This is a genomic window from Amaricoccus sp. W119, assembly GCF_047275745.1.
Lineage (GTDB): Bacteria > Pseudomonadota > Alphaproteobacteria > Rhodobacterales > Rhodobacteraceae > Amaricoccus.
Genome location: NZ_JBKQWU010000009.1, coordinates 1 through 18,167 on the forward strand (window position 1 = coordinate 1; position 18,167 = coordinate 18,167).

16 protein-coding genes are annotated in these 18,167 nt (G+C 68.6%); 8 read left to right on the forward strand and 8 right to left on the reverse strand.

Annotated elements, in window-relative coordinates:
- Positions 1-169: 169 nt before the first annotated feature.
- The 3 genes from ACLJK8_RS07220 to lipA all read right to left on the reverse strand — a co-directional run bounded on the left by ACLJK8_RS07220 (position 170) and on the right by lipA (position 2,198).
- Entirely contained in the window at positions 170-319 is a 150-nt protein-coding gene (locus tag ACLJK8_RS07220; protein ID WP_413149436.1) for a hypothetical protein, read from the reverse strand.
- Between the two features lie 52 nt (positions 320-371).
- Positions 372-896 carry a hypothetical protein gene (locus tag ACLJK8_RS07225; protein WP_413149437.1) on the reverse strand — a complete coding sequence of 175 codons (525 nt, stop codon included), beginning with the start codon at positions 894-896 and terminating at the stop codon, positions 372-374.
- 345 nt (positions 897-1,241) lie between these two features.
- A complete protein-coding gene (lipA, locus tag ACLJK8_RS07230; protein ID WP_413149438.1) occupies positions 1,242-2,198 on the reverse strand; it encodes a lipoyl synthase in 957 nt (318 codons plus the stop codon).
- Positions 2,199-2,451: 253 nt separating this feature from the next.
- Here lipA and ACLJK8_RS07235 point away from each other — a divergent pair, with 253 nt between their 5' ends.
- Positions 2,452-3,381 (forward strand): pseudouridine-5'-phosphate glycosidase, encoded by a 930-nt coding sequence (locus ACLJK8_RS07235; RefSeq protein ID WP_413149439.1) that lies wholly within the window; start codon positions 2,452-2,454, stop codon positions 3,379-3,381.
- A gap of 15 nt (positions 3,382-3,396) precedes the next feature.
- On the opposite strand, the gene ACLJK8_RS07240 is transcribed toward ACLJK8_RS07235, so the two are convergent.
- From ACLJK8_RS07240 to ACLJK8_RS07255, 4 genes are read right to left on the reverse strand one after another with little or no spacing between them, the layout of a single operon-like run.
- A complete protein-coding gene (locus ACLJK8_RS07240) occupies positions 3,397-4,053 on the reverse strand; it encodes an ABC-type transport auxiliary lipoprotein family protein (RefSeq protein ID WP_413149440.1) in 657 nt (218 codons plus the stop codon).
- Positions 4,050-5,702: an MlaD family protein gene (locus ACLJK8_RS07245; protein WP_413149441.1), complete on the reverse strand. Its 1,653-nt coding sequence runs from the start codon at positions 5,700-5,702 to the stop codon at positions 4,050-4,052. Before ACLJK8_RS07245 ends, ACLJK8_RS07240 begins: the two co-directional genes overlap by 4 nt.
- Positions 5,703-5,713: 11 nt before the next feature.
- Positions 5,714-6,571: an ABC transporter ATP-binding protein gene (locus tag ACLJK8_RS07250; protein WP_413149555.1), complete on the reverse strand. Its 858-nt coding sequence runs from the start codon at positions 6,569-6,571 to the stop codon at positions 5,714-5,716.
- A 29-nt stretch (positions 6,572-6,600) separates the two neighbouring features.
- Entirely contained in the window at positions 6,601-7,746 is a 1,146-nt protein-coding gene (locus ACLJK8_RS07255) for an ABC transporter permease (RefSeq protein WP_413149442.1), read from the reverse strand.
- Positions 7,747-7,908: 162 nt separating this feature from the next.
- Between ACLJK8_RS07255 and doeA the strand changes: the two genes are divergently transcribed.
- The 4 genes from doeA (at position 7,909) to ACLJK8_RS07275 (ending at position 12,990) form a co-directional block, all read left to right on the forward strand.
- Positions 7,909-9,084, forward strand: a complete 1,176-nt coding sequence (doeA, locus tag ACLJK8_RS07260; protein WP_413149443.1) for an ectoine hydrolase DoeA — start codon at positions 7,909-7,911, stop codon at positions 9,082-9,084.
- Positions 9,081-10,067: a N(2)-acetyl-L-2,4-diaminobutanoate deacetylase DoeB gene (gene doeB, locus ACLJK8_RS07265; RefSeq protein ID WP_413149444.1), complete on the forward strand. Its 987-nt coding sequence runs from the start codon at positions 9,081-9,083 to the stop codon at positions 10,065-10,067. Before doeA ends, doeB begins: the two co-directional genes overlap by 4 nt.
- Before the next feature lie 19 nt (positions 10,068-10,086).
- Positions 10,087-11,238: an acetylornithine deacetylase gene (gene argE / locus ACLJK8_RS07270; RefSeq protein WP_413149445.1), complete on the forward strand. Its 1,152-nt coding sequence runs from the start codon at positions 10,087-10,089 to the stop codon at positions 11,236-11,238.
- Between the two features lie 162 nt (positions 11,239-11,400).
- Positions 11,401-12,990: a solute:sodium symporter family transporter gene (locus tag ACLJK8_RS07275; protein ID WP_413149446.1), complete on the forward strand. Its 1,590-nt coding sequence runs from the start codon at positions 11,401-11,403 to the stop codon at positions 12,988-12,990.
- A gap of 285 nt (positions 12,991-13,275) precedes the next feature.
- Here ACLJK8_RS07275 and ACLJK8_RS07280 read toward each other — a convergent pair whose 3' ends face one another.
- Positions 13,276-14,265 (reverse strand): LysR family transcriptional regulator, encoded by a 990-nt coding sequence (locus tag ACLJK8_RS07280; protein WP_413149447.1) that lies wholly within the window; start codon positions 14,263-14,265, stop codon positions 13,276-13,278.
- A gap of 208 nt (positions 14,266-14,473) precedes the next feature.
- Here ACLJK8_RS07280 and ACLJK8_RS07285 point away from each other — a divergent pair, with 208 nt between their 5' ends.
- Genes ACLJK8_RS07285 through murC form a run of 3 tightly spaced genes read left to right on the forward strand, consistent with a single transcriptional unit; the run spans position 14,474 to position 18,160 of the window.
- Entirely contained in the window at positions 14,474-15,640 is a 1,167-nt protein-coding gene (locus ACLJK8_RS07285; protein ID WP_413149448.1) for a putative peptidoglycan glycosyltransferase FtsW, read from the forward strand.
- Complete coding sequence (locus tag ACLJK8_RS07290) at positions 15,624-16,754, forward strand: UDP-N-acetylglucosamine--N-acetylmuramyl-(pentapeptide) pyrophosphoryl-undecaprenol N-acetylglucosamine transferase (RefSeq protein WP_413149449.1); 1,131 nt, start codon at positions 15,624-15,626, stop codon at positions 16,752-16,754. Before ACLJK8_RS07285 ends, ACLJK8_RS07290 begins: the two co-directional genes overlap by 17 nt.
- On the forward strand, positions 16,751-18,160 hold the full coding sequence (gene murC / locus ACLJK8_RS07295) for a UDP-N-acetylmuramate--L-alanine ligase (RefSeq protein WP_413149450.1): 1,410 nt from the start codon (positions 16,751-16,753) through the stop codon (positions 18,158-18,160). Before ACLJK8_RS07290 ends, murC begins: the two co-directional genes overlap by 4 nt.
- Positions 18,161-18,167: the final 7 nt, after the last annotated feature.

An 18,167-nucleotide genomic window follows, 5' to 3' on the forward strand; every position in this document is an offset into this window, starting at 1 on the left:
CCCTGTCCCTCCTGCGTTCAATGCAGAAGGGAAATAGGTGGCCGGATTTTACTCCGCCCGCGGCCGGACTATCCCGCCGCTACCGTGGCCGGTTTTTGCACCGCCGCTCTCACATAATCTGACATGGCAGCACCGTTATCTGTTTGGCGACAGACGGATACCTCATCCGTCAACGGTGTTGCACTTCACGATGGAACTCACCGATCGCATCCGGATCCGTCCGGACCTTGGCCGCGCGTATGACCACGCCATCCTCGCGGCACACGCGGATCGCCGTCTCATCCTTGGAGACGTCCAGCCCCACAAAGCATCGTTCCATGTCGCCCTCCTGTTCGATCGTGGTCTATGTGACCGCCAGAGAGCGCGGGGGATCAATTACTCCGAGTGATGTAGCCCTTCGCCTCCGCATAGCGGAACAGCCCGTTCATGTAGGTGCATTCGCGAAGGAGGGTGTTGTTGGACGCGCGCCGCTTCAAGAAGGTTGAACGGCGATGCAGCCAGAAATCGGTCAGTCGCGCTTCGTTGATCCGGTCAATCGGGTCTTTTGCGAAGAACGGCACGGAGTAGCGGTTGACGGTGTCGGTGATGCCGCGCCGCTTTTCGTAGAGGATCCATTCCTCGTAGACGGCGTTGTAGGTCGGGGATGACTTGAGCGTGCCGCCTTGCTTCACGTGGTGATATAGCTCGTCGTAGAGAGAGACGGCGAAGGCGGTCGCCTCATGGAGTCGGTTCGTTTTGGTCGTCTTGATGACGAAGCCGGTCGAATTCGGAACCTTGATACGAGCTTGGTAGGTTCCTTTAGCGCCTCGTGGGTAGAGAAGAATGCGACCGTCCCCACGAGGGTCTATCGTCTGTGCTGTGAACTTGCTCACAGTTTCTGGCATGGCATGTTCCATGACTGTTCCATGGTGCCACTATATCAGGTTGTAGCAGATTTGTAACAGGTGGTTTTGGGTAGTTAACGGGATCAGAGTCCACTCAAGCAGTTGATTTTATTTGATAAAATCGACATCCTAAGGAGGAATTTATGATAAGTCTGTATTTTAGGAGGCGGTTGCTCTATCCGCTGAGCTACGGGACCGTCGGGGATGGTCGTAGCCGCTCGCGCCGCGCGGGTCAATCGTGGGCGGCGCGGGGGAAACGGGGCCGCATGGTGGGCGAATCGCCCACCCTACGTAGGGTGGGTGCTCGCACCCACCGTTACGCGCACCGCGACGCACCCATCGCGACCCGCCCGACCGTCACGCTTCGCCCAGCTTCGCGAGGCGGGCGGCGCGCAGGCGGGCGAAATCGTCGCCGGCGTGGTAGCTTGAGCGCGTGAGCGGCGTCGCCGAGACCATGAGGAAGCCCTTGCCGAAGGCGGCCTTCTCGTAATTGGCGAATTCCTCCGGCGTCACGAAGCGGTTCACCGCGTGGTGCTTCGGCGTCGGCTGCAGGTACTGGCCGATGGTCAGGAAATCCACGTCCGCGGCGCGCATGTCATCCATCACCTGCGTCACCGCCTGCCGGTCCTCGCCGAGGCCGACCATGATGCCCGATTTGGTGAACATCGAAGGATCGAGTTCCTTCACCCGCTGCAGGAGCCGGAGCGAGTGGAAATACCGCGCGCCGGGCCGGACTTCGGGGTAAAGACCGGGCACGGTTTCGAGGTTGTGGTTGAACACGTCCGGCTTGGCCGCGACGACGATTTCCAGCGCGTCCGGGCCGCATTTCAGGAAATCGGGCGTCAGCACCTCGATCGTGGTCGCCGGGTTCTTGCGCCGCACCGCGCGGATCGTCTGGGCGATATGCTCGGCGCCGCCATCGTCGAGGTCGTCGCGGTCGACGCTGGTGATAACGACATGGTTGAGGCCGAGCTTCTCGACCGCGACCGCGACGCGCACCGGCTCGAACACGTCGAGCGCGTCCGGGCGACCGGTCGCGATGTTGCAGAAGGTGCAGCCCCGCGTGCAGATATCGCCCATGATCATCATGGTGGCGTGGCCCTGCGACCAGCATTCGCCGACATTCGGGCAGCCCGCCTCCTCGCAGACCGTCACGAGGCGGTTCTCGCGCATGATGTCGCGGGTCTTGCGATAGCCCTCGGAGGTCGGGGCCTTGACGCGGATCCAGTCCGGCTTGCGCAGGATCGGCGTGTCGGCGCGGTGCGCCTTCTCCGGATGCCGTTGCGCGCGGTCCTTGATGTCGCGGCTGCTCATTCGTCTCCCCCGGGCCGATGTCTTCCCGCCCCGAGGGCGGGATGTGCTCACCGCCCTCCGGGCGGCGCCGCCACAACATAAGGGAGGCGCGCGGGAATGTCAGCGGGAAAACCGCTTGTGATCACAAGGCCGGCCGCGGGTCCCCGCCGCGCCCGCGGCCTTGCGCCGCCCGTGGCGTCATGCGCTAGAAAGGGGCGATGGCAGGGCAGGAGGAAACGATGGCAACGGCGGGCGGCGGGCGGGAGCGGGCGCGGTGACGCCGCCCGAGACGATTCCGGTCGAGCGGAGCACCGAGGTCGCCGAGGCGATGGCCGATGGCCGTCCGGTGGTGGCGCTCGAATCGACCATCATCACCCATGGGATGCCCTATCCGCGCAACGTCGAGACCGCGCGCGCCGTCGAGGCAGAGGTCCGCGCGGGCGGCGCGGTGCCGGCGACCATCGCGGTCGTGGATGGTGAACTTCGCGCCGGGCTCTCGGCCGAGGAGATCGAGCGGCTGGGGCGGTCACAGGGCATCATCAAGGCGACACGGCGGGATCTGGCGCCGATCATCGTCCGGCGCGGGACGGCCGGCACCACGGTCGCGGCGACGATGGCGATCGCCGCCATGGCGGGCATCCCGGTCTTCGCCACCGGCGGGATCGGTGGCGTGCATCGCGGGGCGGAGCGGACGTTCGACATTTCCGCCGACCTGACCGAACTCGCCGAGACGCCGGTCACGGTCGTCTGCGCCGGCGCGAAATCGATCCTCGATATTGCGAAGACGCTCGAGGTTCTGGAGACCCGGGGCGTGCCGGTGCTGGGTTACCGCACGCGGAGCTTCCCGGCCTTCTACGCGCGCGACAGCGGCGCGCCGCTCGATTTCTCCTGCGAGACGCCCGACGAGGTGGCGGAGGTGGTGGCGGTGCATCGGGCACTGGGCTTTCGGAGCGGGGTTCTGGTCGCCAATCCGATCCCGGCGCCGGACGCGCTCGACGCCGCCACGCTCGATCGGCGGATCGCGGCCGCGCTCAAGGATGCCGAGGCGGCAGGTGTGACGGGCAAGGCGGTGACGCCCTATCTGCTCGGCCGCGTGATGGACCTGACCGAGGGGCGGAGTCTCGATGCCAATATCGCCCTCATCCTCGACAACGCCGCGCTCGCGGCGCGGATCGCCAGGGCGCTCGCCGCGCGCGAAGGTTGAAGACGGCGGCGCGGCTCAGCTGACCCGTCCGCCCATCGCGCCGACGGTCCAGCGTGTCGCCTCGCGCAGCATTCCGGTCATCGCGGCGTTGAAGGCATTCGCCACCGCGAGCGGCTCGGTCGAGGCGAGAGGCACCCGCGCCTCCAGCATGCGTGAGCCGACGAGCCCGCGATCCGCGTCGCGCACCAGCGTCAGCGCGAGGCGCGCGACGACATGGCCGCCCTCTCCGCCAGGTTCCAGCTCGGCCTGGAACGCCTGGATATCGGTGAGCAGCACGAAATCCGGAGTCGGTCCCGCGCCTTCGCCACCGACATAGCCGACAGCGCCCGAATTCGCGATCGCGCGGATCAGCAGCGTCTGGATCTGGCGGGGCGCCGCGTCGGCCCAGCGGCTGTTCGGCAGATAGGCGACCTGCAGGGCGTTCGGCTTGATCACCATCCGGTCCGAATTGAAGGCGCCGAGCGCGGTCGGCGGCGCCACGAGCAGCACGCGCCGCGAGGTCGGCACGCCGCGCACGGGCGTCCCGGCGGCGACGCCGAGATCGTAGGTCGGCAGCGGCGCCGAGGCGGAGTCGAGCGTCGAGATCGCCGCGCAGCCGCCGAGCAGCGCCAGCGAAAGGACGGCGCCGAGGGTCCGGACACGGCAGGCGCGGGCGAAACGGCGAGGGGTCAATTCCTGTACTCCGGGAGCGAGGTGCCAAGGAGGAAGCGGGTCGGATCGCGCTGGATCTGGTTGGTCAGCCGTTCGAGGGAGGCGACCAGCCCGCGCGCCTCGCTTGCGAAGGCGTCGATGTTCGGCAGCGCGCGCTGGGCGAAGGTGTTGACGGAGGGTCCCGCGGTCGCGACCACGTCGCCGATCTCTGCCACGACGCGGTCGGCCCGTTCGAGCGTGGCGCGGAGCTGGGCCGTGATCGCGGGCAGGCTCTCCGCGACCGTGGCCGCCGAGGCCGTGAGCCGCGTGGCGGACTCGCGCAGATCGCTCGCCAGCGGCGCGAGATCGCTCTGGAGCAGCGCGTTCGCGGAACCGAGCGCGGTATCGGCGGCGGCCAGCGTGCCGCGCGCGTCCCCCGCCAGCGTGTCGATCCTGCCGAGCGTGCGGCTCGCATCGGCGAAGACCCGCGCCCCGGTCCCGAAGGCGAGCGTCGCGTTGCCGATGAGCGGGGCGAGGTCGCGGGTCGTGTTCTGGAGGTCGGCGGTGATCCGGTCCATGGCGGCGTTCGCCGTCTCGGTGGCCTTGGTGACATTTGCAAGCGCGCGCGTCACATCGGCGGCGAGCATCCCGTTGATCGTGTCGAGCGCCTGGTTCGCGGCCCGGGCGGCGCCGCGCGTGTCGGTCACGAGCCCCGTCGCGTCGCCGTCCACCAGCGTCCGGACGCTCCGCGCCGTATCGGTGGCCGCGACGAGGGCCTGATCGAGCGTCCGGATCGTCGCTTCGAGCTCCGAGAGCCGCGCGCCGGCCGCTTCCGCGACCCCGCCGACCGCCCGCAACTGGGGTAGCCCCTCAGCCCGCAGCGCGGTGACGGTCTCGTCGAGGTTGCCGATGAGGGCCTGCGTCCGCGCGACGAGCCCGGGCACATCCTCGCGGATCACGCTGTTCGCCCCGTCGAGCGTGGTGTCCGCGGTGCCAAGCGCCGTCGTCGCCGCCTCCAGCATGGTGACGAGCGAGGGGCTGATCCGGCTCAGCTCGGCGGTGAAATCGCCGAGATTCTCCGTCGCCTGCGAGACCGTCCCCGTCATCCCCGAGACCTCCGCCAGCGCGGTGTCGAGCGAGGCGCTGGCCCGGTCGAGGTTTCCAAGGATCGCGGTCACATGCGCGACGTTCTCGTCGGTCAGCAGATCCCGCAGACGGTTCATGAGCACGGCCGACTGGCTGAGCAGGTCCGGCGCGGATTGCGTCAGCGTGTCGATGATCGAGGGCCGCGCGGTGATGACCGGCACCGGCCCGCCGTTGGTCTCGAGCAGATCGGCCCGCGGGCTGCCGCCCGTCATCTCGATGAAGGAGAGGCCGGTGACACCCTGCGGGCGCAGCTGCACCTCGGTATCGGCCTTGACCGGGGTTTCCGCGCTGACCTGGACGCGGACGATGACCTGGGCCGGGTTCTCGTCATAGAGGTCGATCGCGGTCGCCTGGCCGACTGAGACGCCGTTGAAGAACACGTCGCCGCCGACCGGGAGCCCGGCGACATTGTCGAAGAGGATGTCATAGAGGTCGTACTGGCGGTCGAGCTCCAGATTGGCGAGCCAGATCAGGAAGCCGAGCAGGGCGCCGATGCCCGCGAGCGTGAAGGCTCCGATCAGCACGAAATGGGCGCGGGTTTCCATGCTCCCTCCCCTCAGTCCGAGGCCATCGGCCCGGGGGCCATCAATCCGGGAGCCATCAATCCGGGGGCCATCAGCCCGGCAGCAGCCAGCCCGGAAGCCGCCAGCCCGGGGGCCATCGCGGCCCGCGCGCGCGGCCCGTGAAAGTACTCGCGCACCCATGGGTGTTCGACGGTCAGCATCTCGGCCATGGTCCCGGTCACCAGCACCTTCCTCTCCGCCAGCACGGCCACGCGGTCGCAGACGGCATGCAGGCTGTCGAGGTCATGGGTGACGAGAAATACCGTGAGCCCGAGCGCGCGGCGCAACTCGCGGATGAGCTGGTCGAAGGCCGCGGCGCCGATCGGGTCGAGCCCGGCCGTCGGCTCGTCGAGAAAGACGATCTCGGGGTCGAGCGCCAGCGCCCGGGCGAGGCCCGCGCGTTTCTTCATGCCGCCGGAGAGTTCCGACGGATATTTGTCGTTCGCATTCGCCGGCAGCCCCGCGAGGCTCACCTTCAGCTCGGCGAGCGCCCGGCGGGTGCGGGGATCGAGATCGGTATGGCCGCGCATCGGCACCTCGACATTTTCCGCGACGGTCAGCGCCGAGAAGAGCGCGCCCTCCTGGAACATGACGCCCCAGCGGCGCTCGACATCGCGGCGCCGGGCCTCGCCCGCGCTCAGCATATCCGTCCCGAAGACCCGGATCGACCCGCTCGCGGGCCGGTTCAGCCCGACGATCTCGCGCAGGAGCACGGATTTCCCGGTGCCCGAGCCGCCGACGACGCCGAGCACCTCGCCGCGATAAACATCGAGGTTCAGCCCGTCATGAACCGTATGGGTGCCGAAGCGGGTGACGAGATCGCGGACCTCGATCACCGCCTCGCGGCCAATGGCGCCGGGCGCCCGATCCGCGCCGCCGTTCACACGCCCACCAGTGCGAAGAAGACGGAGAAGAGCGCGTCGGCGGCGATCACGGTGAAGATCGCGGCGACGACCGCCTGCGACGTGTTCCTGCCGAGCGACTCGGCATTGCCCGCGACGGTCATGCCCTTGTAGCAGCCGATGACCGCGACGATCACCGCGAAGACCGGCGCCTTGCTGAGCCCGACGACGTAGTGCCAGACGCTGACCTCGCCGTGCAGCCGGGTCATGAACATGAGTGGCGAGATGTCGAGCTGGAGCCAGGCCATCAGGAGGCCGCCCACGAGCCCCATGGCATCGGCGATGAAGCCGAGGATCGGCATCATGATCACGAGCGCGAGAACGCGGGGCACGACCAGCACCTCGATCGGATCGAGGCCGAGCGTGCGCATCGCGTCGATCTCCTCGCGCATCCGCATCGACCCGATCGCCGCCGTGAAGGCGGAGCCGGAACGCCCCGCGACGATGATCGCGGTCAGGAGGATGCCAAGCTCGCGCAGGACCGAGATCGCGATCAGATCGACGATGAAGATCCCGGCGCCGAACTGCTTCAGCTGCTCGGCGCCCTGGAAGGCGAGCACGACGCCGATCAGGAAGGACATGAGGGCGACGATTGGCACCGCGTCGGCGCCGACCGCGCGCATGTGAAAGACGGTCGAGGTCCAGCGCAATCGCCAGGGCCGGATCGCGAGCGCGGCGAAGCGCGCGAGCGTGCGTCCGAGAAAGCCGAGCATGTCGAGCCCGCCCGAGGCGCTCGACGCGGTCAACCGGCCGAGGTCGGCAACCCAGTCGACAAAGCCGCGTGGCGCCGGGATCTCCGGTTCCTTCGCGGGGATCGCCTCGCGCACGGTGGCGATCAGCGAGGATTGTACCGGGCTCGCATTCTCGATCGCGACGGAGAGGCCCTCGGCCTCGAGCCTGCCGGTCAGGTCGACGAGAAGCCAGGCGCCCGCGGTGTCGAGTTGGTCCACCTGCGAGAGGTCGATCCGGATCGGCCCGCGCGCCCGGAATTCCCCCCGGAGCTCCGCCAGGAGTCCCGCGAGCGCGCGCTGGGCGGCCGAGAGCGTCGCGACCACGAGCTGGCCGGAGACGGCCACGCGCACAGCCGCGTCCGTCCGTTCGATTTCGACGCGCGCCTCCGCCATCGCTCCCTTCCCGTCCCCGAGGCCGAGTGAATCACGCCGCCGTCCCCGCCGCAAGACGCTGGTCGCCCGCGTTGACCTCTGGTCTCGGGCGACGGGATCGGCCAACGTGGCGTTCTGGTTGACGGTCCTGACTGGCGGTTCCGGGTGGAAGGGAGAACGCGGATGGTGGAACTGAGATTCACGCGCGAGGAATTCGCCGCCCGCCTCGCCGCGACGCGGGCCGAGATGGCGGCGCGCGGGATCGACGCGCTGATCGTGAGCGATCCGACCAACATGAACTGGCTGACCGGCTACGACGGCTGGTCCTTCTACGTTCATCAGGCGGTGGTGGTGCCGCCGGCGGGGGAGCCGGTGTGGTTCGGCCGGGCGATGGACGCGGAAGGTGCGATCCGGACCGCCTACATGGACCCGGACCGGCTCCGCGGCTATGCCGACGACTACGTTCAGTCGACCGAGCGGCATCCGATGGAGGTGCTTGGCAGTCTCCTGGCCGATCTCGGGCTCGGTTCGGCGCGGATCGGCGTCGAACTCGACAACTACTGGTACACCGCCGCCGCGCACCGGACGCTGCTCGCGGCGCTGCCCGAAGCCTCGTTCATCGACGCCACCGGCCTCGTGAACTGGCGCCGCGCGGTCAAGAGCCCGGCGGAGATCGGCTACATGCGCAAGGCGGCCCGGATCGTCGAGGCGATGCATGCGCGCATCGCCGAGGTGATCGAGCCCGGCATCCGCAAATGCGATCTGGTGGCGGAGATCTATGACGCGGGCATCCGGGGCGCGGACGGGGTGGGGGGCGACTATCCCGCCATCGTTCCGATGCTGCCCTCGGGCGCGGACGCCGCCGCGCCGCATCTGACCTGGGACGACAAGCCGATGAAGGCCGGCGAGGGAACCTTCTTCGAGATCGCCGGCTGCTACCACCGCTATCACGTCCCGCTCAGCCGCACCGTCTTTCTCGGCGCGCCGACGAAGGCGTTCCGCGACGCGGAGACGGCGGTTCTCGAAGGGATGGAGGCGGGGCTCGCCGCCGCGAAGCCGGGCAATACCTGCGAGGACATCGCCGTCGCCTTCTTCGACACGCTGGCGCGGTTCGGCTTCGAGAAGGACAGCCGCACCGGCTATTCGATCGGCGCGAGCTACCCGCCCGACTGGGGCGAGCGGACGATGAGCCTGCGCCGGGGCGACCGGACCGAGCTCAGGCCCGGCATGTGCTTCCATTTCATGACCGGGCTCTGGCTTCGCGACATGGGGCTCGAGATCACCGAGAGCATCCTGATCACCGAGACCGGCGTCGAATGCCTCGCCAACGTGCCGCGCGAACTGCTGGTGAAGCCGTGAGGCCGTCGCCCATCGTCTCATCGGTTGATCTCGAGGCCAAGGGCAAGCAGCACGGCCATCTGCGCCTGCCCCACAGCCGCGACGATTCGGCCTGGGGCTCGGTGATGATCCCGGTCGCGGTCATCGCGGGGGCGCCGGGGCCGACGGCGCTGCTGACGGGGGCGAACCATGGTGACGAATACGAAGGGCCGCTGGCGCTCTTCGAGCTTGCGCGGCTGCTCGATCCGGAGGTGCTGACCGGAAGGGTCATCATCGTCCCGGCGCTGAACACCCCGGCGTTTCAGGCCGGAACACGGACATCGCCGATCGACAGGGGCAATCTGAACCGGCTCTTTCCGGGGCGCCCGGACGGGACGGTGACCGAGAAGATCGCCGATTTCGTCACGCGCGAACTGCTGCCGCGCGCCGATCTGGTGCTGGACTTCCATTCCGGCGGCCGAACGCTCGACTTCCTGCCCTTCGCCGCCGCGCATGAGCTGGACGACCCGGAGCAGGAGGCGCGGGCGATGGCGGCGGTCGCGGCTTTCGGCGCTCCCTGGTCGATGAGGATGCGCGAGATCGACGCGGTCGGCATGTTCGACACTACGGCCGAGGCGATGGGCAAGGTCTTCGTCACGACCGAGCTTGGCGGCGGCGGCACCGCGCGGGCCGAGACGGTCGCGATCGCGCGGCGGGGCGCTTCGAACCTGTTGCGCCACGCCGGCATCCTGCCGGGCGAGGTGGAGGACCAGGGCACCCGTTGGCTCGACATGCCCGATGGCTGCTTCGCCTTCGCGCCGCGCGACGGGCTCTTCGAGACGCTGGTCGACCTCGGCGCCGAGGTGCGCGCGGGCGAGCCCGTCGCCCGTATCCACGCCACCGACCGGACCGGGGTCGCGCCTGAGGAGATCGCGGCGCCCCTCGACGGCCTGCTCGCGGCGCGGCATTTTCCGGGGCTGATCCGGATCGGGGATTGCGCGGCCGTGGTCGCCGTTCCCGCGTGACGACCGAGGGAGAGAAGCGATGCGGACACTGGAGATCCTGGAGCGGCTGATCGCCTTTCCGACCGTGAGCCGCGACCCGAACGCGCCGCTCATGGACTACGTGGCCGAAACCCTGCGGGCGGGCGGGATCGAGCCGGTGCTGGTCCCGAACGCGGACGGGACCAAGGCGAACCTCTTCGCGAGCGTCGGCGGTCCCGAGGGCGGCGTGATGCTCTCCGGCCACACCGATGTCGTGCCGGTCGACGGGCAGGACTGGACGCGGCCGCCTTTCGAACTGACGCGCGGCGAAGGGCGGCTTTACGGGCGCGGCACGGCGGACATGAAGGGCTTCGTCGCCTCCGCCGTCGCCGCGATGTTGCGGGCGGCGAAGGCGGATCTCGCAAGCCCGCTGCATCTCGCGCTCTCCTATGACGAGGAACTCGGCTGCCTCGGGGTGCATTCGCTGATCGACCTGCTGGCCAGGGGGCCGGCGCGGCCCGCGATGTGCATCGTGGGCGAGCCGACCGAGCTTCGCGTGGCGACCGGCCACAAGGGCAAGACCGGCATGCGCGCCACCTGCCGGGGCGCCGAGGCGCATTCGGCGCTGGCGCCGACCGGGCTCAACGCGCTCCATCTCGCGAGCGACCTCATGTCCACGATCCGCGCCGAGCAGGACCGGATCGCCGCCGAGGGCACGCGCGACGGCGACTACGACGTGCCCTATTCGACGCTCCACGTCGGCAAGCTCAACGGGGGCGTGGCGCTCAACATCGTGCCGAACCTCGCAGTGATGGATTTCGAACTGCGCAATCTCGCGCAGGACGTGCCCGAGGCGCTGCTCGAACCGGTCCATGCCGCCGCCGGGCGCCTCAGCGCCGAGGCGCGCGCGCGCTTCCCCGATGCCGGGGTGGAGATCGAGGTCTTCAACACCTATCCCGGTCTCGACACGCCGGGCACGGCGGAGGTGGTGCGCTTCGTCCAGTCGCTGACCGGGGCGAACGGCACGATCAAGGTCGCCTTCGGCACCGAAGGCGGGCTCTTCTCCGAGAAGCTCGGGCTGCCCACCGTGGTCTGCGGTCCGGGCTCGATGGCGCAGGGCCACAAGCCGGACGAGTTCGTCACGGAGGAGCAGATGGCGCGCTGCGACGCCATGCTCGACGAACTGATCCTCCGGCTTCGCGCGGGGCTCTGACCCCGCCGCGCTCTCGCCAACCGTCGCCAAAATCGTCGCGAAATCCGAACTCGCCCGTTCACATCTCCGAGAGTGGTGTTACTGATTGTCGCATGGGCGCGAAAGGCGGCGCGGATCGCCACGCGGATCGCCGCGAGAATCGCCAGTGGGGGAGGAGCGACAATGGGCGCATTCAACATCTTCATGTTCGTAGGATTCACCGCGCTCGTCGCGATCCTGTCCTACTACTGGACACGGGGAACCGACGAGCACCACTCCGAAGGCTATTTCCTCGGCGGGCGATCTCTCACCGCGCCGGTGATCTGCGGCTCGCTCCTGCTGACCAACCTTTCGACCGAGCAGATCGTCGGGCTGACGGGCCAGGCCTATTCCGAGGGCGTGCTCGTCATGGCCTGGGAGACGCTCGCCGCGATCGCGATGGTGGTGACGGCGCTCGTGCTCCTGCCGCGCTACCTGCGCTCGGGCATCTCGACGATCCCGAGCTTTCTCGAGGAACGCTACGACGCGCAGACCAAGACGATCACCTCGCTCCTGTTCCTCTCGGGCTATGTGATCGTGCTCTTGCCGATCGTGCTTTATTCGGGCGCGCTCGCGCTTTCGACGATGTTCGAGGTGCCGACGCTCCTCGGGATGAGCGAGACGGGGGCGCTCTGGATCACGGTCTGGGCGATCGGGATCATCGGCTCGATCTACGCGATCTTCGGCGGCCTGAAGGCGGTCGCGGTCTCCGACACGATCAACGCGGTGGGGCTCTTCATCGGCGGGCTGCTGATCCCGATCTTCGGCCTCGCGGCGATCGGCGGCGGCAGCGTCTTCCAGGGGATCTCGATCCTCTACACCGAGAATCCGGAGAAGTTCGACGCGATCGGCGGGCCGGAAAGCTCGATCCCCTTCGCAACGATCTTCACAGGCATGATGCTGGTGCAGCTGTTCTACTGGGGCACCAACCAGGCGATCATCCAGCGCGCGCTGGGCGCGAAGGATCTGAAGGAGGGCCAGAAGGGCCTGCTCTACGCGGGCGTCCTGAAGATCCTCGGGCCGATCATCGTCGTCCTGCCGGGGATCATCGCCTATCAGCTGTTCTCCGATCTCGAAGTCGCGGACCAGGCCTATCCCCGGCTCGTGACCGAGGTGCTGCCGTTCCCGCTGCGCGGCTTCTTCGCGGCGGTGCTCTTCGGTGCGATCCTGAGCTCCTTCAACTCGGCGCTCAACAGTTCGGTCACGCTTTTCGGCGTCGACATCTACCGCCAGTACTTCAAGCCCGAGGCGAGTGACGAGCAGACCGTCTACGCGGGCAAGTGGTTCGGCACCATCCTCGCCATCGCCTCGATGACCATCGCGCCCTTCATCGCCAACGCGCCGCAGGGGCTCTTCGGCTATCTGCAGGAGGTCAACGGCTGCTACTCGATCCCGATCCTGACCATCATTCTCGTCGGGATCTTCACCCGCAAGGTGCCGCCCTTCGCGGCGAAGATCGGGCTCGCCTCGGGCGTGGGGCTCTATATCCTGAGCCAGTTCATCATCAAGCCGGCGGTGGGCGCGGAGAACTACCCGCACTTCCTGCATGTGATGGCGGGGCTCTTCGTGCTCAACGTCTGCATCATGCTCTTCATCGGCATGCGCTGGCCGATGGCCCGGGATTTCGTCCCGCGCGAGAGCCACGCGGTGGACATGACGCCCTGGGCCTATGCGAAGCCGATGGGCCTCGCCATCGTCGCGGTCGTCGTCTCGACCTATTTCATCTTCACCTGACGGCGGGCATGCCGTGCGATCCGGACGGGTCGCCCGGCATGGTTGTCGGGAGGTTCACCTGGACCCGCGCAGGGTCGCGTCGAGCCGCGGCGCGGCGAGGGCGGTCTCGCGGACGAGGGCCGAGAAGTAGGCGCGAAGGCGGCGGGCGAAGCTCTGTTTCTGCATGTCGGTCTCCATGAATGGACCATTTCCGTTCATGGCCAAGCTAGGCGCGACGTCTCCGGCGCGGTAGCGGGACACGCGCAAACCCGCCCTGTCCCGCGCGCATGGCAAGGGCGAAAGGAGTCAGTGCGCTTCGCGGGTGGCCCCGCGCCGGGCCTTGGGCTCCGGTTGCCCGTGAGACTCCGGTTGCCCGTGCCACAGGCCGGGAACGCCATCGTCGCCGATGATCGCGCGGCAATGATCGACGAAGGCCGAGACCGTCGCGGTGCGGTGCGCGACGCGCGAGAGCGCGAGGCCGAGGCGGAGCGGCGCGATCCCGGAGAGCGGCACGAAGCAGAGCGGCTTGCCGTCCGGCGCCAGGTCGTGCTGGGCGCGGGCGGCGATGACGGTATAGCCGAAACCGTTCGCAACCATCGAGCGGGCGACCGACATGTCCCGGGTGCGCTCCGCGATCCGGGGGCGCAGGCCCACGCGGCTGAAGATCGAGAGGAAGTAATCGCCGCTGTACGGGAGGTCGAGAAGCACCATGCCGCGGTCGACCAGATCCTCCGGCCGGAGCGTCGAAGCCGCCGACAACGGGTCCTCCGGCGACAGCATCACGAAGGGCGGGAGTTCCGCGAGCGTCTCGAAGACGATGTCGCTCGGCACACCGAGGTCATAGGTGAGCCCGACATCCACATCCGCGACGCGGAGCCGCTCGATGATCTCGCCGTGGTCGAGTTCGTACTGGCGCACCGCCACCGCGTCGTAGCGTTGCTCGAACCGGCGCCGCAGTTCCGGCAGGACGAGCTGCGCGAAGGTGACGAGGCAGCCGACCCCGAGGGGACCGCGCACCACGCCCGACATGTCGTTCGCGATCGCGTTGAGCTCGTCCGCCGCGGCGATCACCGCCCGCGCCTGCACGAGGAAGGCGCGGCCGGCGCCGGTCGGCGTCAGCCCGTGCGCGTGCTTGCGGATGAAGAGAGGCAGGCCGAACTCCGCTTCCATCTGCGCGATCGCGGTCGAGATCGAGGGGGCGGAGACATTGACGAGTTCCGCCGCCTGGGTCACGCCGCCGGCCTCCCCGACCGCGATCAGGTATTCGAGCTGGCGCAGTGTGAACCGGAGCGGCATGGCTCACGATGGCGCCCTGATCGGCATGCGATGTCAAGAGTGGAACGCCCCGACTGGCCGGAGATGGCCGCATTTCGGGCAAATCCCGGTTGAAATGCTGGCGCGGGGGCGAAATCGGGGCTAAGGTGCCGCCAAATTCCGCGCCGGGGGCAACCCGGGCGGATGTGGCAGTGAACGCAGGCACCAGGAACGACGAGGCGGTTCCCCGATGACCGACATGGTCTTTCGCGCGACTCCGGCGAAGCCCGGGGAAGCGATCATTCCCGAATGGTGGCGTACCGTCGACCGCTGGTCGCTCGCGGCGATCATCGCGCTCTTCCTGATCGGCCTCCTGCTCTGCCTCGCGGCCTCGCCGCCGCTCGCGGTACGCAACGGGCTCGATCCGTTCTACTATTTCTGGCGGCAGATCGCCTTCGGGCTCGTCGCGATCCCGATGCTGTTCGTGCTCTCGATGTCCTCCCCGTCGCGGCTGCGGAGGCTGGGCGTGATCGCCTTCTTCGCCTCATTCGTCGCGCTGGCGCTGCTGCCTTTCTTCGGAACCGATTTCGGCAAGGGCGCGATCCGCTGGTATTCGCTGAGGGTCGTGTCGGTTCAGCCGGCGGAGTTCCTGAAACCCGCCTTCGCGGTCTTCGCGGCCTGGCTGATGGCCGCGAGCTACGATGTGAAGGGGCCGCCGGGCAAGGCGCTCAGCTTCTGCGTCGCGGTGGTCCTGACCGCGATGCTGGCGCTGCAGCCCGACTTCGGCCAGGCGGGTCTCGTCATCGCCTCCTGGGCGCTCATGTATTTCGCCGCCGGCGCGCCGGTCACGCTCCTCTCCGGGGTCGGAGCCGGGGTCATCGGCGTCGGCTGGTTCGCCTATAACAATTCCGAGCATGTGGCGCGGCGCATCAACGGCTTCCTCTCCGAGGAGATCGATCCGCTGACCCAGATCGGTTATGCGACAAATGCGATCCAGGAGGGCGGGATCTTCGGCGTCGGCGTGGGCAACGGCTCGGTCAAATGGACACTGCCGGACGCGCATACCGACTTCATCATCGCGGTGGCGGCGGAGGAATACGGGCTCATTCTCTGCGTCGTGGTGATGGCGCTCTACGCGACGGTCGTCGCGCGCGCGCTCATGCGGCTCGTCGGCGAGCCCGACCCGTTCATCCGTCTCGCCGGGACCGGTCTCGCCTGTCTCTTCGGGATGCAGGCGATGATCAACATGGGCGTCGCCGTCCGGCTGCTCCCCGCCAAGGGCATGACATTGCCGCTCATCTCCTACGGCGGTTCCTCGCTGATCGCCGCCTGCATTGGCCTTGGCATGCTGCTCGCGATGACGCGCAGGCGCCCGAGGCCCGACGAAATGGAAGACATCCTTGGTCCCGTCCGCTGACAGCCGTTCCGCTCAGAAACCACCACTGCTCGTCATCGGCGCCGGGGGAACCGGGGGGCACATGTTCCCCGCGCAGGCGCTCGCGGAGGCGATGCTGGCGCGGGGATGGCGCGTGCGGCTCGCGACCGACGCCCGGGGCGCGCGCTATGCCGGGGGCTTTCCCGAGGCGGTGGAGCGCCAGGTGACCCGATCCGGAACCTTCGCCCAGGGCAGCCTGATCGCGCGCGCGCTCTCGCCGTTCTCGATCGCGCTGGGCGCGGCCGGGAGCATCTGGTCGATGCTGCGCGACCGTCCCGCCTGCGTCGCGGGGTTCGGCGGCTATCCGGCGCTGCCGGCGATGATCGCGGCCTGGACGCTCAGGCTCCCCCGGCTGATCCATGAGCAGAACGGCGTGCTCGGCCGGGTGAACCGCGCCTTCGCGCGCCGGGTCGACGTGGTCGCCTGCGGCACCTGGCCGACCGCGCTGCCTCCCGGCACCCGGCATGTTCACACCGGCAATCCGGTACGCGGCGTCGTGCTGGAGCAGGCGGGCGCCCCTTATGTGCCGCCCGGTGATCATCCGATGGGGCTTCTGGTGATCGGCGGCAGCCAGGGGGCCGGGGTCTTCGCCCGCGTCATGCCCGAGGCGCTCATGCTGCTCGAACCCGCGCTCCGCGACCGGCTGCGCGTCAGCCAGCAGGTCCGGGCCGAGGACATGGCGCGGATGCAGGACGGGTTCTGCGGGCTCCGCATCCGGGGCGACCTCCGCGGCTTCTTCGACGACGTGCCCCGGCGCATCGCCGAGGCGGCGCTCGTCATCAGCCGGGCGGGGGCGAGTTCGATCGCCGATATCACCGCGATCGGCCGGCCCTCGATCCTGATCCCGTTTCCGGCGGCGACCGACGACCACCAGACCGCGAACGCCCGGGGTCTCGTCGAGGCGGGTGGCGCGTTCGTCATCCAGGAGGCGGATTTGACTCCCGATCTCCTCGCCGGGCATATCACCGCGATCCTGTCAGATCCGGAGGGGGCCGAGGCCATGGCCGCGGCGGCGCTGGCGGAGGGCCGGCCCGACGCGACGGAACAGCTCGCGGAGCTCGTCGAGCATCTCGCGCAACAAGGAGGCAGAGCATGAACGGACAGACCAGGCTTCCGCATGACATCGGCGCGATCCATTTCACCGGGATCGGCGGCATCGGCATGTCCGGCATCGCGGAGGTGCTCCTGAACCACGGCTTCACCGTTCAGGGTTCCGACCTGAAGGAAAGCCCGATCATCGCGCGGCTCAGGGAGCAGGGTGCCACGATCTTCATCGGCCAGCGGGCCGAGAACATCGAGAACGCGCAGGTCATGGTGATCTCCTCCGCCATCAAGCCGGGCAATCCGGAGCTTGACGCGGCGCGTGCACGGGCGCTGCCGGTGGTGCGGCGGGCGGAGATGCTGGCGGAGCTGATGCGGCTGAAGTCGAACGTCGCGGTCGCGGGCACGCATGGCAAGACCACGACCACCTCGATGGTCGCGGCGCTGCTCGACGGGGGCGGGATGGACCCGACGGTGGTCAATGGCGGCGTCATTCACGCCTATGGCTCGAACGCCCGGATCGGCGCCGGCGACTGGATGGTGGTCGAGGCCGACGAGAGCGACGGCAGTTTCAACAAGCTGCCCGCGACCATCGCGGTCATCACCAATATCGACCCCGAGCATCTCGACCATTACGGCGATTTCGACGGGCTGAAGGCGGGGTTCGATACCTTCGTCTCCAATATCCCGTTCTACGGCCTCGCGGTCTGCTGCATCGACCATCCCGAGGTGCAGGCGCTCGTCGGACGGATTTCCGACCGCCGCGTCGCGACCTACGGCTTCAGCCCGCAGGCCGACGTGCAGGCGAGGAACCTGACCTACGAGAACGGCGGGGCGCGGTTCGATGTGGCGCTCAACGCCGAGGGCCAGGTGATCGAGGGGGTGAAACTGCCGATGACGGGCGATCACAACGTCTCGAACGCGCTCGCGGCTGTCGCGGTCGCGCGGCACCTGAAGATCTCCAAGGACGCGATCCGTCAGGCGCTCGCGGGCTTCAAGGGCGTGAGCCGACGCTTCACCAAGGTCGGCGTCATCAACGGCGTCACGATCATCGACGACTACGGCCATCACCCGGTCGAGATCGCCGCCGTTCTGAAGGCCGCGCGGCAGGCGACCAAGGGTCGCGTCATCGCCGTGCATCAGCCGCACCGCTACACCCGGCTCCGCGATCTCTTCACCCAGTTCTGCGCCTGTTTCAACGATGCCGACACGGTGGCGATCGCCGATATCTACGCCGCCGGCGAGATGCCGATCGAAGGGGTGAGCCGCGACACGCTGGTCGGCGGGCTGATCGCGCACGGCCACCGCAGGGCGCTGCCGCTCTCGGGAGAGGCGGCGCTGGCCGATTTCGTCCGCGCCGAATGCCGCCCCGGCGACATGCTCGTCTGCCTCGGCGCGGGTTCGATCAGCGCCTGGGCGAACGCGCTGCCGGATCAGCTTGCCGGAAAGGCCGTCGCGTAGGAAATCC